This window comes from Mesorhizobium sp. LMG17149 (assembly GCF_024518695.1).
Classification (GTDB): Bacteria; Pseudomonadota; Alphaproteobacteria; order Rhizobiales; family Rhizobiaceae; genus Mesorhizobium.
On record NZ_JANIFL010000013.1, the window covers coordinates 117,723 to 130,179 of the forward strand.

A 12,457-nucleotide genomic window follows, 5' to 3' on the forward strand; every position below is an offset into this window, starting at 1 on the left:
GCGCGATTTTTTTTGGACCGTCTATGAAACCGGTTTACTGAAGCGTTTATCCGCACATATCTCGCGGGAGTGGGGCCGCTTGTCGGGAAGATCGAAAATCACCATTCGCGACGTCGCCCGGGCAGCCGGAGTGTCCGTCACGTCCGTTTCCCGCCATCTCAACGGGCAGATCAGCCTGCCGGAGCCGACGGCGAGCCGCATCCGGCAGGCGGCTGAGCGCCTCGGCTATCATCCCAACGCGATCGCCCGCAGGCTCAGCAGCGGCAAGAGCGAGACACTCGGCCTCATCACCGCCGACATCGCCTATCCGCTGTTCGCCGAGATCGCCAGCGCGTCGGAGGCCGAAGCCGCAAGGCATGGCTACAATCTGCTGATGTTCAACAGCCGGAACCTGGTGGAGAAGGAAGTCTCTTTCCTGTCGCGCATCGATGACCGACAGGTCGACGGCATCCTGCTTCTCACCAACCACCATGATGACGGGCGGCTTTTGCGGCGGATCAACGAGACCGGAAAAATCGTGCTCCTCGACGAGGACGTGCCGGGCGCGAAGGCGCCGCGCCTGTTCGCCGACAACGTCCATGGCGGCCTCCTGGCGACACGCCACCTGATATCGTGTGGCCATACCCGCATCGCCGCTATCGCGGGGCCGAGGGGACTTCTCAGCACCACCGAACGTCTCGACGGCTTCACGCGGGCGCTGGCGGAGGTCGGTCTTCACGCCGATCCCGCACTGCTGAGGTTCTGCGAATATGAGGAGGCGCCGGCCTCGATCGCGTTTCTCGACCTTCTGGAACAGAACGAGCCGCCTACCGCGATCTTCACGTTCGGCGACATGCTGGCCACTGGCGCAATCCGGGCCGCTCGGCAGGCCGGAATCCGCATTCCGGACGATATTTCGCTCGTCAGCTTCGACGATATCCACAATGCGGATCTGCTCGCGCCGGCGCTGACCACCGTGCGTCAGTCGGCAGCCGAGTTCGGCACGCGCGGCGTCAAAATGCTGCTCGATTTCATCGCCGGCAGGAAATCCGAAACGGTGACCGAACGGGTCGGCGTCGAACTCGTCATACGCAGTTCGGTGGCGCCGCCACACGGCCGTCTGTCAGGACGTTCGATAGTGCATACCGGCGCTGGAAGCCCCGATGGGCTCCCGGTGTCGGCCAGGGAGGAAGAGCAAGAAAGTTAGCCGCTTCCGCGGACGTGAAAGGGGAACACACATGTCCATAAATCGCTTTGGTCAAGACGCAGCGTTGATTGCGCTTGATAAATTCAAAACTGGGAAGATCGATCGCCGAAGCTTCATGACCGCTATGGCCGGGCTCGGCATGGCAGTCGCGTTCAAGCCCGGGCGAGCCTCCGCCGAGGCGTCGGAAATCGTCGTCTGCAACTGGGGCGGGGCTGCCCTCGAAGCCTTTCAGAAGGCCTATGGCGAGCCGTTCAAGGCCAAGTCAGGCATTGAAGTCGTCATCGACGGCACCGGCCCGGCGACCGGTGCGATCCGCGCCATGGTCGATTCCAAGAATGTCACCTGGGATGCCACGGATGGCGGCATGACGGACGCCGTCGTGCTCGGCAAGGGCGGCTATGTCGTGCCGATCGACTATTCCATCGTCGACAAGTCCCTTGTCGGCGAAGGCCTCGCGGCCGAGTTCGGCATCTGCAACTACACCTACTCCAACGTGCTGGCCTATGACGCCAAGAAGGTCGGCGCCACCGCTCCTTCAAGCTGGAACGACTTCTTCGACCTCGAGAAGTTTCCCGGCAAGCGCACCATGTGCAAGTGGATCCAGGGGCAGCTCGAAGCCGTGCTGCTCGCCGATGGCGTCAAGCCGGAAGAGATGTACCCGCTCGACGTCGACCGCGCCTTCAAGAAGCTCGAACCGTTGCTGCCCAATCTGATTTTCTGGGAGTCGGGCGCGCAGAGCCAGCAGCTCTTCCGCGACGGAGAGGTGGTCATGGGCAATATCTGGCATACGCGCGCCAACCTGCTGCGCAAGGAAAACCCGGACTACACCTGGACCTGGAACCAGAACCTGATGTTTGCCAGCGCCTGGTCGGTGCCGAAGGGCAATCCCGCCGGCAAGAAGGTCTTCGACTTCATCAATTCGTCGATGGACCCGGAAGGCCAGGTGACGCTGTTGCGCGTCATGGGCAATGGCCCGTCGAACCCGAAGGCGCTGGCGCTGATGACCGATGAGGACAAGGCGGTCTATTCGCTGGCCCCCGAGAACGCCAAGACAGGTCTGGCGATCTCGGCGCAATACTATGCCGACAACGAGGCCGAGCTGCAGAACAAGTTCCTCGACTTCATCTCACGCTAACCATCGGAGACCACCACCGGCCGATGGCCGGTGGTGGTTCGAAAGATCATGACGTCATTCCAGCGTTGGGCCTTCTGCCTGACGGTGCCGGCTGCGCTTTTGACCCTGTGTCTCTACGTGCTGCCCATCCTTCAGGTGCTGGCGCTCAGTTTCACCGAGCCGACCCTCGGCTTCGGCAATTATGTGGCTCTGTTTCAGAACGCCGCGATCGGCCGCGTCGTGCGCACGACCGTCTTCGTCTCGGCGGTCACAACCGTGCTGACGATCGTCATGAGCTATGCGGTCGCCTTCGCGCTGGTTCATATGCGGCCGGCGCCGCGCCGCGTCGCGCTGTTCATGGTCATGGTGCCGTTCTGGATATCGGTGCTGGTGCGCGCCTTTGCCTGGGTCACCATCCTGCGTCGCAATGGCGTGCTCAACTCGGCCCTGGTGGGCAGCGGCGCTGTCAGCGAGCCTCTCGAACTGGTCTACAACCAGTTCGGCGTCATCGTCGGCATGGTGCATTACATGATGCCCTTCGCCATCATGCTGCTCTACGCGAACCTGTCGGAGATCGACCTGAGGATCATCCAGGCGGCACGATCGCTTGGCGCGCGCCCGGTCACCATCTTCTTCCGCGTCTGGGTGCCGCTCAGCATGCCCGGCCTGGCAATCGCCGGCCTGTTCATCGTCATCTTCTCGCTCGGCTTCCTCGTCACTCCGGCGATCCTGGGCGCTGGCAGGGTGCTGATGGTCGCCGAATACATTTCCGTGCAGATATCCTCGACGCTGCGCTGGGGCGTGGCGACGGCGCTGTCGACCATGCTCCTGCTGGTCGTCGGCATCCTTGTCGCGCTGGCCATGCGCAGCCCGGCGTTGCGTGCCGCCTTCGAAGGTGGCCGCAAATGACGCCACGCAGCCGCCGTCTGCTCGAACGCGCGCTGCCCAAGCTTTTGGCCTGGCTGCTGCTCGCCTTCCTGTTCGTTCCGGTGCTCGTGGTCATTCCGGTGGCGTTGACCGATCGGGACTACCTGTCGCTGCCCAACAACGGCATTTCGTTCGACCATTTCGCGGCGCTGGCCAATTGGCGCGCGGGTTGGTTGGCGAGCATACTCACGAGCCTCGGCATCGCCGTGGCCTCGAGCGTCGTAGCGACGGCCGTTTCGGTGGCCTTCGCCATAGGCGCCTGGGTCTATGTCGGACGCTGGCCGTCGATCCTGCGCGTCATTCTGCTTTCACCGCTGATTGTACCGCCGATCATCTATGCGGTCGGCATGGTGCGCCTGTGGTCGAAGCTGGGCCTGCTCGACACATGGCTTGGCGTCACTATCGTCCACGTGATCCTTGCGATGCCGCTCGCCGTGCTGGCGATAGGCGCATCGCTTTCGAACCTCGATCCGAGGCTGGTGCAGGCGGCCCGCTCGCTCGGCGCACGCCCGGCGACGATCTTCGGCCGCGTCATCCTGCCCAATATCGTGCCGGGCACGGTCGCAGGGGCGGTCCTCGCCTTCATCGTCTCCTGGGACGAGATCACGGTGACGCTGTTCATCACCAGCCGAGGCATCGTCACCCTGCCACGCAAGATCTGGACGAGCATCGCCGATGCCGTCGACCCCGCGCTGGCCGCGATCGCTACCGTCATGCTGGCGGTCACCATCGTCGGCCTCATCCTGCGCATGACCGTCTGGGACCGGATTGCCCAGCGCCGGTCATGACACGACCTTCAACAGCTTCGCTTGTTTCAGAAAGGAAATCGAAGACATGACTGCCCACAGCGCCGCAATGAGCGAGCACGAATACCGCGAGGCCAAGTTCTTTCAAACCTTCGGCTCCGTCCCGACACCGGCTTTCCACGACCCGGAAGAACAGACCCGCGTCTGGGGCCGGCCCTGGGGTTGCACCAACGATGTCGGCAAGCTGCGCGCCGTGCTGATGCACCGGCCGGGCGAGGAGATCAATGTCGTCGACAAGAACAAGCCTATGCCCGAGATCGGCGGCTTCGGCGATCCGGAAAAGGGCTGGTACTTCATGGGCAAGACGCCGCCGGATCTTGCGGCCATGCAGGCCGCCCATGACGCTTTCACCGAGCTGTTGCGGTCGCAGGGCGTCGACGTCATCCTCACCGAAAAGGCCGCGCCCGGCGCGCTCAAGTCGACCTTCTGCCGCGACAGCGTCATCGGCGTGAAGGGGGGCGCGATCGTCACCCGCCTTGCCCGCAGGGCACGCCGCGGCGAAGAACTGATGGTCACCCAGGCGCTCGCCAGGGCCGGCTGCCCGATCCTCGGCACACTGCATGGCGAGGCGGTGTTCGAAGGCGGCGGCTTCGCGCTCCTCGACGACAAGACGGCCGTCTGCTCCGTCTCCGTCGCCTGCAATGCCGAGGGTGTGCGGCAGGTCGAGATGATCCTCAACAGCCTCGGCGTCGAGCTGATCAAGGTGCCGATGCCCGGCTATCGCATTCACATCGACGGCAGCTTCATGATGATCGACAAGGAGACAGCGATCATCAACATCAACGAGCTGCCCTATGTCTTCATCGAGTATCTGAACAAGCGTGGCATGAAGCTGATCGAGCTGCCGCCGGAAGACAACGCCTTCTCGCTCAACTGCCTGGCGATCGCGCCCGGCCGGGTCGTCATGCACGCCACCCGCACGCCGCGGCTGGCCGATCGGCTCGACGCCGCCGGCATCGAGATCCTGACGCTGGACTATGAATGCATCGAACTGAACGGGGGCGGCATTCATTGCTCGACGGGTCCGCTCGCCCGGGATCCGATCTGAATGTCCTTTCTCGACGTCCGAAACCTTCGCAAGACGTACGGTTCCGCCGTCGCGCTCGACGGGATCGACCTGTCGATCGAGGCGGGGGAGTTCGTAACCTTGCTCGGCCCTTCGGGGTCGGGCAAGACCACGCTGCTGATGTCGGTCGCCGGGTTCACCAAGCCGGACGAAGGCGCCATCCTGCTGGATGGCGCCGATATCACGCGCGTCGATCCGGAGGACCGGAATTTCGGACTGGTCTTTCAGGGCTATGCGCTGTTTCCCCACCTGAACGTCGCCGACAACATCGCCTTCCCTTTGCGGGTCCGCAAATGGGACAAGGCCAGGATCGCCGCGAGGGTGGAGGAGGTCCTGAACCTCGTCGGTCTCGACAGGTTGGCAGCGCGCAAGCCGCGCGAACTGTCGGGCGGCCAGCAGCAGCGCGTTGCGATCGGCCGTGCGCTGGCCTTCGGGCCGAAGATACTGCTGCTCGACGAACCGTTGTCGGCGCTCGACCGCACATTGCGCGACACCATGCAACGCGAGCTCAAACGGCTGCATCGGCAAACCGGCGTGACCTTCGTCTACGTTACTCACGACCAGGAGGAAGCCTATGCCATGTCGGACCGCATAGCCGTCTTCCATAATGGCGCAATCGTCCAGGTCGGCACCCCACGCGACATATACCGCGCTCCCGCCTCGCGCTTCGTCGCCGGCTTCCTGGGCGGCAACAACATCGTTTCGGCACGCGCCGTCGATGGCGGGATCGAGCTGTTCGGGGCCCGGGGGCTATGATGCGTCGCGGCATGGCCGATCGGTGCTCACGGTCTGGATGCGGCCGGAAGACGTCGCCATCGGCGAGCCGCCGCCTGGGGCCATCGCCTTTCGCGCTGTTGTCACCGACGTTTCCTTCGTCGGCTCGTCCGAGCGCGTGACAGTATCCACCCCGGACGGCTGGGAAATCCTGGTCATGGCATCATCGGCGGCGGCTCGCGACATCGCTGCCGGCGACAAGGTCACCTGCAGCGTTCTGCCCTCCAGCATCGGCTTTCTTGCCGATGAATAATTCGCCGGCGCATCCGACTGACGATCGGCCTCAGCCGAAATCCGTATTCCCCGACAGCCCGCCTTCCCTGACAGCCCGCCTTTCCTGACAGCCCGCCTTTCCTGACAGATTGAGAGACATGATGACCATCAGCCTTCGCACCGTCGACATTCCCGATTTCGGCATCCCTGTCGAGCGTCCCGCCATTCCGGCCACGACCTATGCGGCACGTTGCGCCAAGGCGCTAGAGCGCGCCGGCACGGACTGGCTTGCCGTCTATGCCGATCGCGAGCATGCCGCCAACATCGCCTTCCTGACCGGATTCGAGCCGCGTTTCGAGGAGGCAATCCTGCTGCTCGGCAAATCGGGCCAGCGCATCGTCGTCACCGGCAACGAGAATCTCGGCTACACGCCTATCGCCGGACTGCCCGGCATCGTCACCATGCTGGCGCAGTCCCTGAGCCTGATGGCGCAGGACCGCACGCAGAAGCCGGACCTCGTGGCCGTACTGCGCGAGGCCGGCATCGCGTCGGGCGACAGTGTCGGCCTGGTGGGCTGGAAATATCTCGAGAAGGAAGAATGGGCCGCGCAGCGTCCGACCTTCGTGGTGCCGGCCTTTATCGTCGATGCAATCGCTTCGATCGTGTCCGCGTCTTCGATCACCGATGCAACGCCGGTGCTGATGCACCAGACGAATGGGCTGCGCGCTGTCGTCGATGCCGACCAGATCGCCGAGGCCGAATGGGGTGCCGCCCGCTCTTCGATGGCGGTGTGGCGTATCCTGAGCGGCTTCACGCTCGGCGACACCGAGCTGACGGCGGCCTCGCGCATGGGTTATGCCGGCGAGCCGATGAACTGTCATCCGATGTTCGCAACCAACGATGCATCCGGCCCGGTGATAGGCCTGCGCAGTCCCACGGCTCGCGTGCCGAAGCGCGGCGACGGCGCCACCACGGCGGTCGGCTACTGGGGCGGACTGACAGCCCGAGCCGGCCTGATCGCAGAACATGACGACACGTTTCTGGAGGTGGCCAAAGCCTATTTCCGCGGTCTGATCGCCTGGTACGAGGCGGCCGGCATTGGCGCCGAGGGCGGTGCGATCCATGAGGCCGTGATCTCGACGCTGGCGGAAGGCAAGCTGCGCCCGGCCCTAAATCCGGGTCATCTCGTCGGCCTCGACGAGTGGATGAACTCGCCGATTCGTCCCGGTTCGACCGAACGCATCGTCTCCGGCATGCCATTCCAGGTCGACATCATACCCGTGCCGATGCCCGATGGATGGACGCTCAACTCCGAGGATGCGGTGACCTTCGCCGATGCCGGCCTGCGTGCCGAAATCGCGCGCCGTCATCCAGCACTTTCGCAGCGGTTCGAGGCACGCCGGCGGTTCGTCACCGAACGGATCGGCGTCACGGTGAAGGAGGATATCCTGCTGCTATCCGCCATCCCGCTCTGCCTGCCGCCTTTCTGGTTGGCCAGCAGCAAGCTTCTGGGCCGCGACTGAGAACCATCACCCGGGCATGCCTGTCAGACATCCTCCTGCTTGGCACCGAAGAGCAGGTCCGGCTGGTCGACACGCCATCCGGGAGATGGTGGCTGGGCATCCCGCGCACACGTACGATCTCGTTTCGCTGCGCAACTTCATCCGCGAGGCCCTCGACCTTGCGCCGACCCCGCCCAATCTCACGATCCCGCAACAAGGTCCGGCCAGACCGTCGGCTTCCGGCGCGCGCAGCAAGGCCCACTGCGGAAACGAGACGTCCAAGGGCGGCATAGGCGATGTAGGAATGGGCGGCGACGGAACAGAAGCTCTCGGAACGGATGCCTTCTCCGAAGATCCCTATGCTTCAGGGCGCGTGACCAGTCGCTGATCTGGCCTCAGGCCGAGCCATCGGATTGGTGCTCGGCAATCGCACTCAGAAAAACCTGGCCGAACTCCTTCAGCTTTGCCGCCCCAACTCCATTCACTTCAGCGAAGGCGTCGAGGTCGTGCGGGCGGCGCTCGGCCATGTCGATCAGGGTGCGATCGGAAAACACCACATAGGCTGGCACCTGGCGCTCCTTGGCGAGCCGCAGTCGCAAGGTCTTCAGCGCGGCCAGCAGCCCGGTGTCCACATCCGATTGCCCGGAATCCTGCCCGGAGCACGTCTTGCCGCGCAAGGCGCGGCTGCGCACCTCGACACGATAATGGAACGGCATCTCGCCACGCCCAAGCGCATGGCCTTTTTCGGCGATGGCGAGGCCGCCATGACCGGCCGGATCCGGCATCAGGAACCCGCCTGCGACGAGCTGCCGGATCAGCGACAGCCAGAAATCCTTCTTGTGCGCCAGACCGCTGCCGAAACTCGTGAGCCTCTGGTGGTTCCTGGCAAGCACCTTCTCGGTTTCATGGCCGAGCAGGATGTCGATGACATGGCCGGCACCGAAGCGTTCGCCACTCTGGGCGATGGCTGCCAGGATTATCCGCGCCTCCGCTCCGCCATCGGCGCGCGGCGCCTGGTCGAGGCAGGTGTCGCAATTGCCGCAAGGCTGCGCTTCTTCGCCGAAATAGCCGAGCAGCACCTGGCGACGGCACTGCGCCGTCTCGCAATAGCCGATCAGCGTGTCGAGCCGGCCATGTGAGCGCCTCTTGTGCTCGGCCGGCGCATCCTCGTCGTCGATGAACATCCGGCGCATGCGGATATCGCCAAGGCCGAACAGCATATGTGCCTCGGCGTCCCGCCCATCGCGGCCGGCGCGGCCGATCTCCTGGTAGTAGGCCTCCAGGCTGCCCGGCATGTCGGTGTGGAAGACATAGGCGACGTCAGGCTTGTCGATGCCCATGCCGAAGGCGATGGTCGCCACCATGACGACGCCGGACAGGGTCATGAAGCTGTTCTGGTTGGCGTCGCGCGCCTCCTTGCTCATGCCGGCATGATAAGCGAGCGCGGTGACGCCGTTCTTCTCGAGGAAGGCCGCCATCTCCTCCGTCTTCTTGCGCGACAGGCAGTAGACGATGCCGCTGCGGCCGGGATGGCGCTCGACGAAGCGCAGCAATTGCCGCTTGCTGTCCTGCTTGGCCTCGATGGCAAGCTTGATGTTCGGCCGGTCGAAGCCCAGCACCAGGGTCTCGACGCGCTCGGCAAATAGCCGGGCTTCGATATCGGTGCGCGTGCCTTCGTCCGCCGTTGCCGTCAGCGCGATGATCGGCACGTTGGGGAAGATGCCGCGCAGCCGCGACAGGTCCTCGTATTCGCGCCGGAACGCCGGCCCCCATTGCGAGATGCAATGCGCCTCGTCGACGGCGATCAGGCTGACATCGAGCCTGGCCAGCGCCTCGAGCATCCGCTCGGTCATCAGCCGCTCCGGCGCGAGATAGAGCAGGCGCGTCTGGCCTGAGGCGACGCGACGCCATGCGGCGATATTGGCATCGCGGTCGATCGAGGAATTGATCGTATCGGCAGCCACGCCGGCAAGCCGCAAGGCGGCGACCTGATCCTGCATCAGCGCCACCAACGGCGAAACGACAATGGTGAGCCCGCCCAGGACAAGTGCCGGGACCTGGTAGCAGAGCGATTTGCCCGCACCTGTCGGCATGACGGCCAGCACATGACGCCCGGCCAGCAGCGCATCCATGACATCGGCCTGGCCGGGGCGGAAATCATCGAAGCCGAACACGTCCTTCAGCACGCGCCGCTTGGGATCTCGCTCGTCTGTCGCGAGGGCCGCCGGTGCCTGCATCATCGCGCGTCCACGGTCGGCGTGCTCATTGGCATGTCATAGCCGAACTCGGCGCAGAAACGCTGGACGCGGACGAGAAATGCCGGGGGCAGGCCGCCGAGATAAGTCCTGAATTCTTCATTCCTTTCCCATTTTCTCAACGAAACCAACCGGATCGGATTATCCGGATCCTCGCTGAAACGAATGCGCGGTGTCAGTCCGAACGACTGCGCGATTTTGTCCTGCTGCGCATCGGGCGCGCCGATCATGTCTTCGTAGCGGACAAAGAGTATCTGCCGGTGCGGTTGTGCCTTCTTCAGCCGGGTCAGCGCGTCGTATTCGGCCAGCCAGCGATGCGGCGTGACGTGGAACCGACGCTCGTTGCGTGTTTGCGGATGCGAACTTGTCAGCGTGTCGAACGGATGGCGCACGCAATAGATCAAGCCGATGGAGGGAGGGAGCTTCGCCAGATGCGCAAAACCGCGCGCATCGCGCTTGACGACGAGGTTCGATTCCGGCCGGTCCAACATGTCCAGCATTGTGTATCGCGCTTCGGGCGGATGGACGAAAATGTCCTCGAAACACCTCATCAGCCGCTGTGTCAGCGTCGTGCCGCTGCGCGCGCAACCCGAAATGAAAATTCTGTTGGCGGGCGCCGCGCGTGCGTATGTGCGTTTTTGCATGCGCTGTTTCAGAGACAGCGGCACGAACCGCAGAAACTCCCGCACAACCCTTCGCGCAGCCGCTCCAAACGCAGCCTCAAGCCTGTGAGCGCCCTTCATCCGCAATTCCGCTGGGCCGCCCGGCACGAAACGCGCCGCCTGGGGTCCATGGCCAAGATGCTTGTCGCCGATATCAGCATCAGGCAGACACCGGACTGGAATTTCGTGGACTGGAGAGGATGTGGAAACCGGTCAAGACGACTCTCTGCATGGGCACCATGCCTTAGCGCAGCTGTCATCGTGCCACAACAGGAACAGGTCGCCCGCAGCCTGCGCCTTCCCTGGCGACACCTGCACTCGCGCTGGATTCCTTTACCCAGCAATGTAAGCTCGGCTCCGCTAGCCAGGGAGGATGCGATGCTGCAGACCAGACAGGATGTTCTCGGCGAGCGGTTCCACCTGCAGCGCGCCGCCTTCGAGGCGCAGCCTTTCCCCAACTTTGGCATCCGCAAGGATCGCCTGAAACGCCTGCTGGCGCTGACCGAGCGGCATGAAGCCGACATCTGCACCGCCATCGACACCGACTTCGGCGGCCGCTCCGCGCACGAGACGCGGCTTGCGGAACTGTTCGTCGTGCGCGCCGGTATCCGCCACGCGCTGTCCCATCTCAGGGGCTGGATGCGCGAACGTCGCATTGCCACCGCCATGCCGTTCCTGCCGGGCAGAAACCGTCTCATCCCGCAGCCGCTCGGGGTCGTCGGCATCGTGTCGCCCTGGAATTATCCTTTCCAGCTCGCTGTCGCGCCGGTCACCGCGGCCCTTGCCGCCGGCAACCGCGTGCTCATAAAACCTTCCGAACTGACGCCGGAATTTTCCGCGCTGCTGGCCAAACTCGTTGCCGAGCATTTCGCGGCCGATGAACTCAGCGTCATCACCGGCGATGCCGAGATGGGAAAGGCCTTCGTGTCGATGCCTTTCGATCATTTGCTGTTCACCGGCTCGACATCGGTCGGCCGCCAGGTCGCGATCGCGGCGGCCGCCAACCTGACCCCGGTCACGCTCGAACTCGGCGGCAAGTCGCCGGCAATCTTCGATCCGTCATGCGACCTCGATGCGGCGGTATCCAGCATTGCCTATGGCAAGCTGTTGAATGCCGGGCAGACCTGCATCGCGCCGGATTATCTGCTGGTGCCGAAGGGACAGGCAGGCACGGTCGCTGTCAAGCTCGCAACGGCGATCGCGAAGCTCTACCCGACCTTGCGCGACAACCCCGATTATACCGCCACCATCAGCGACCGGCACCACCAGCGCCTGCGCGACATGATCACTGAAGCGCGTGACGCCGGCGCCGATGTCACCGAAATCAACCCGGCCGGCGAAGAGCTGGGTGCCAAAAGCCGGAAGCTGCTGCCGACCCTGGTCCGCAACGCCGGCGCAAACCTGCGGCTGATGCGCGAGGAGATTTTTGGGCCGGTGCTGCCCATCGTAGAATACACCGGGATCGACGAAGCGATCGCGCATGTGAACGGGGCAGCCCGACCGCTGGCGCTCTACTGGTTCGGCCGCGACAGCGGCAATCGTCAACGCATCCTGCACGAGACTATTGCCGGCGGCGTCACCATCAACGACTGCATGCTGCATCTGGTACAGGAAAACCAGCCTTTCGGCGGGGTCGGCGCCAGCGGCATGGGCGCCTATCACGGCGAGTGGGGATTCCGGACGTTCAGCAAGGAGAAGCCGGTTTTCACACAGTCCCGGCTGAGCGCCGGAGCCTTGTTGCGCCCGCCCTACGGCAAGACGTTCGAGCGGCTCTTCAGCCTCCTGCGTCACATCACCTGATCGAGCGAGCGCAGCCTCGGGTTCGTCGTGCCATGCAGCGCCGGCGCATTAAGACTATCTTCACCACGGTGCGGCAGGGTCCTCATCCTGCGGTGATGTCTTGAGTACCGCGGCGCCACAAGCGCCCAGGCAACAGACCCGCGCCTCTTTCG

The 12,457-nt window shown here is 64.1% G+C and carries 11 protein-coding genes; 9 read left to right on the plus strand and 2 right to left on the minus strand.

Annotated features, from left to right (window positions below; genetic code table 11):
- The first annotated feature begins 79 nt into the window (after positions 1–79).
- The 8 genes from NP945_RS26965 to NP945_RS27000 all read left to right on the plus strand — a co-directional run bounded on the left by NP945_RS26965 (position 80) and on the right by NP945_RS27000 (position 7,609).
- On the plus strand, positions 80–1,186 hold the full coding sequence (locus NP945_RS26965; RefSeq protein WP_256748030.1) for a LacI family DNA-binding transcriptional regulator: 1,107 nt from the start codon (positions 80–82) through the stop codon (positions 1,184–1,186).
- A 115-nt stretch (positions 1,187–1,301) separates the two neighbouring features.
- On the plus strand, positions 1,302–2,321 hold the full coding sequence (locus NP945_RS26970; protein WP_256748031.1) for an ABC transporter substrate-binding protein: 1,020 nt from the start codon (positions 1,302–1,304) through the stop codon (positions 2,319–2,321).
- Between the two features lie 48 nt (positions 2,322–2,369).
- On the plus strand, positions 2,370–3,209 hold the full coding sequence (locus tag NP945_RS26975; protein WP_256748032.1) for an ABC transporter permease: 840 nt from the start codon (positions 2,370–2,372) through the stop codon (positions 3,207–3,209).
- Complete coding sequence (locus tag NP945_RS26980) at positions 3,206–4,015, plus strand: ABC transporter permease (protein WP_256748033.1); 810 nt, start codon at positions 3,206–3,208, stop codon at positions 4,013–4,015. Before NP945_RS26975 ends, NP945_RS26980 begins: the two co-directional genes overlap by 4 nt.
- 46 nt (positions 4,016–4,061) lie before the next feature.
- Positions 4,062–5,081, plus strand: coding sequence for a dimethylarginine dimethylaminohydrolase family protein (locus NP945_RS26985; RefSeq protein ID WP_256748034.1), 1,020 nt, complete (start codon positions 4,062–4,064; stop codon positions 5,079–5,081).
- Positions 5,082–5,855, plus strand: coding sequence for an ABC transporter ATP-binding protein (locus NP945_RS26990; RefSeq protein WP_256748035.1), 774 nt, complete (start codon positions 5,082–5,084; stop codon positions 5,853–5,855).
- Between the two features lie 22 nt (positions 5,856–5,877).
- Complete coding sequence (locus NP945_RS26995) at positions 5,878–6,126, plus strand: TOBE domain-containing protein (RefSeq protein ID WP_256748036.1); 249 nt, start codon at positions 5,878–5,880, stop codon at positions 6,124–6,126.
- Positions 6,127–6,247: 121 nt separating this feature from the next.
- A complete protein-coding gene (locus NP945_RS27000; RefSeq protein ID WP_256748037.1) occupies positions 6,248–7,609 on the plus strand; it encodes a Xaa-Pro aminopeptidase in 1,362 nt (453 codons plus the stop codon).
- 374 nt (positions 7,610–7,983) lie between these two features.
- Here NP945_RS27000 and recQ read toward each other — a convergent pair whose 3' ends face one another.
- Together recQ and NP945_RS27010 are read right to left on the minus strand one after the other, a co-directional pair.
- Positions 7,984–9,825 carry a DNA helicase RecQ gene (recQ, locus tag NP945_RS27005; protein WP_256748083.1) on the minus strand — a complete coding sequence of 614 codons (1,842 nt, stop codon included), beginning with the start codon at positions 9,823–9,825 and terminating at the stop codon, positions 7,984–7,986.
- Complete coding sequence (locus tag NP945_RS27010; RefSeq protein ID WP_256748038.1) at positions 9,825–10,586, minus strand: sulfotransferase; 762 nt, start codon at positions 10,584–10,586, stop codon at positions 9,825–9,827. The genes recQ and NP945_RS27010 overlap by 1 nt, the downstream gene beginning before the upstream one ends.
- A gap of 297 nt (positions 10,587–10,883) precedes the next feature.
- On the opposite strand from NP945_RS27010, the gene NP945_RS27015 reads away from it, so the two are divergent.
- Positions 10,884–12,305: a coniferyl aldehyde dehydrogenase gene (locus tag NP945_RS27015; protein WP_256748039.1), complete on the plus strand. Its 1,422-nt coding sequence runs from the start codon at positions 10,884–10,886 to the stop codon at positions 12,303–12,305.
- Positions 12,306–12,457: the final 152 nt, after the last annotated feature.

What these genes read in the sequence shown, in the direction of transcription:
- recQ (WP_256748083.1), bottom strand. Translation starts at nt 9,825, where the DNA reads ATGCAGGCACCGGCGGCCCTCGCGACAGACGAGCGAGATCCCAAGCGG.
- NP945_RS26985 (WP_256748034.1), top strand. Translation starts at nt 4,062, where the DNA reads ATGACTGCCCACAGCGCCGCAATGAGCGAGCACGAATACCGCGAGGCC.
- NP945_RS27015 (WP_256748039.1), top strand. Translation starts at nt 10,884, where the DNA reads ATGCTGCAGACCAGACAGGATGTTCTCGGCGAGCGGTTCCACCTGCAG.
- NP945_RS27000 (WP_256748037.1), top strand. Translation starts at nt 6,248, where the DNA reads ATGACCATCAGCCTTCGCACCGTCGACATTCCCGATTTCGGCATCCCT.
- NP945_RS26980 (WP_256748033.1), top strand. Translation starts at nt 3,206, where the DNA reads ATGACGCCACGCAGCCGCCGTCTGCTCGAACGCGCGCTGCCCAAGCTT.
- NP945_RS26975 (WP_256748032.1), top strand. Translation starts at nt 2,370, where the DNA reads ATGACGTCATTCCAGCGTTGGGCCTTCTGCCTGACGGTGCCGGCTGCG.
- NP945_RS26990 (WP_256748035.1), top strand. Translation starts at nt 5,082, where the DNA reads ATGTCCTTTCTCGACGTCCGAAACCTTCGCAAGACGTACGGTTCCGCC.
- NP945_RS26970 (WP_256748031.1), top strand. Translation starts at nt 1,302, where the DNA reads ATGACCGCTATGGCCGGGCTCGGCATGGCAGTCGCGTTCAAGCCCGGG.
- NP945_RS27010 (WP_256748038.1), bottom strand. Translation starts at nt 10,586, where the DNA reads ATGAAGGGCGCTCACAGGCTTGAGGCTGCGTTTGGAGCGGCTGCGCGA.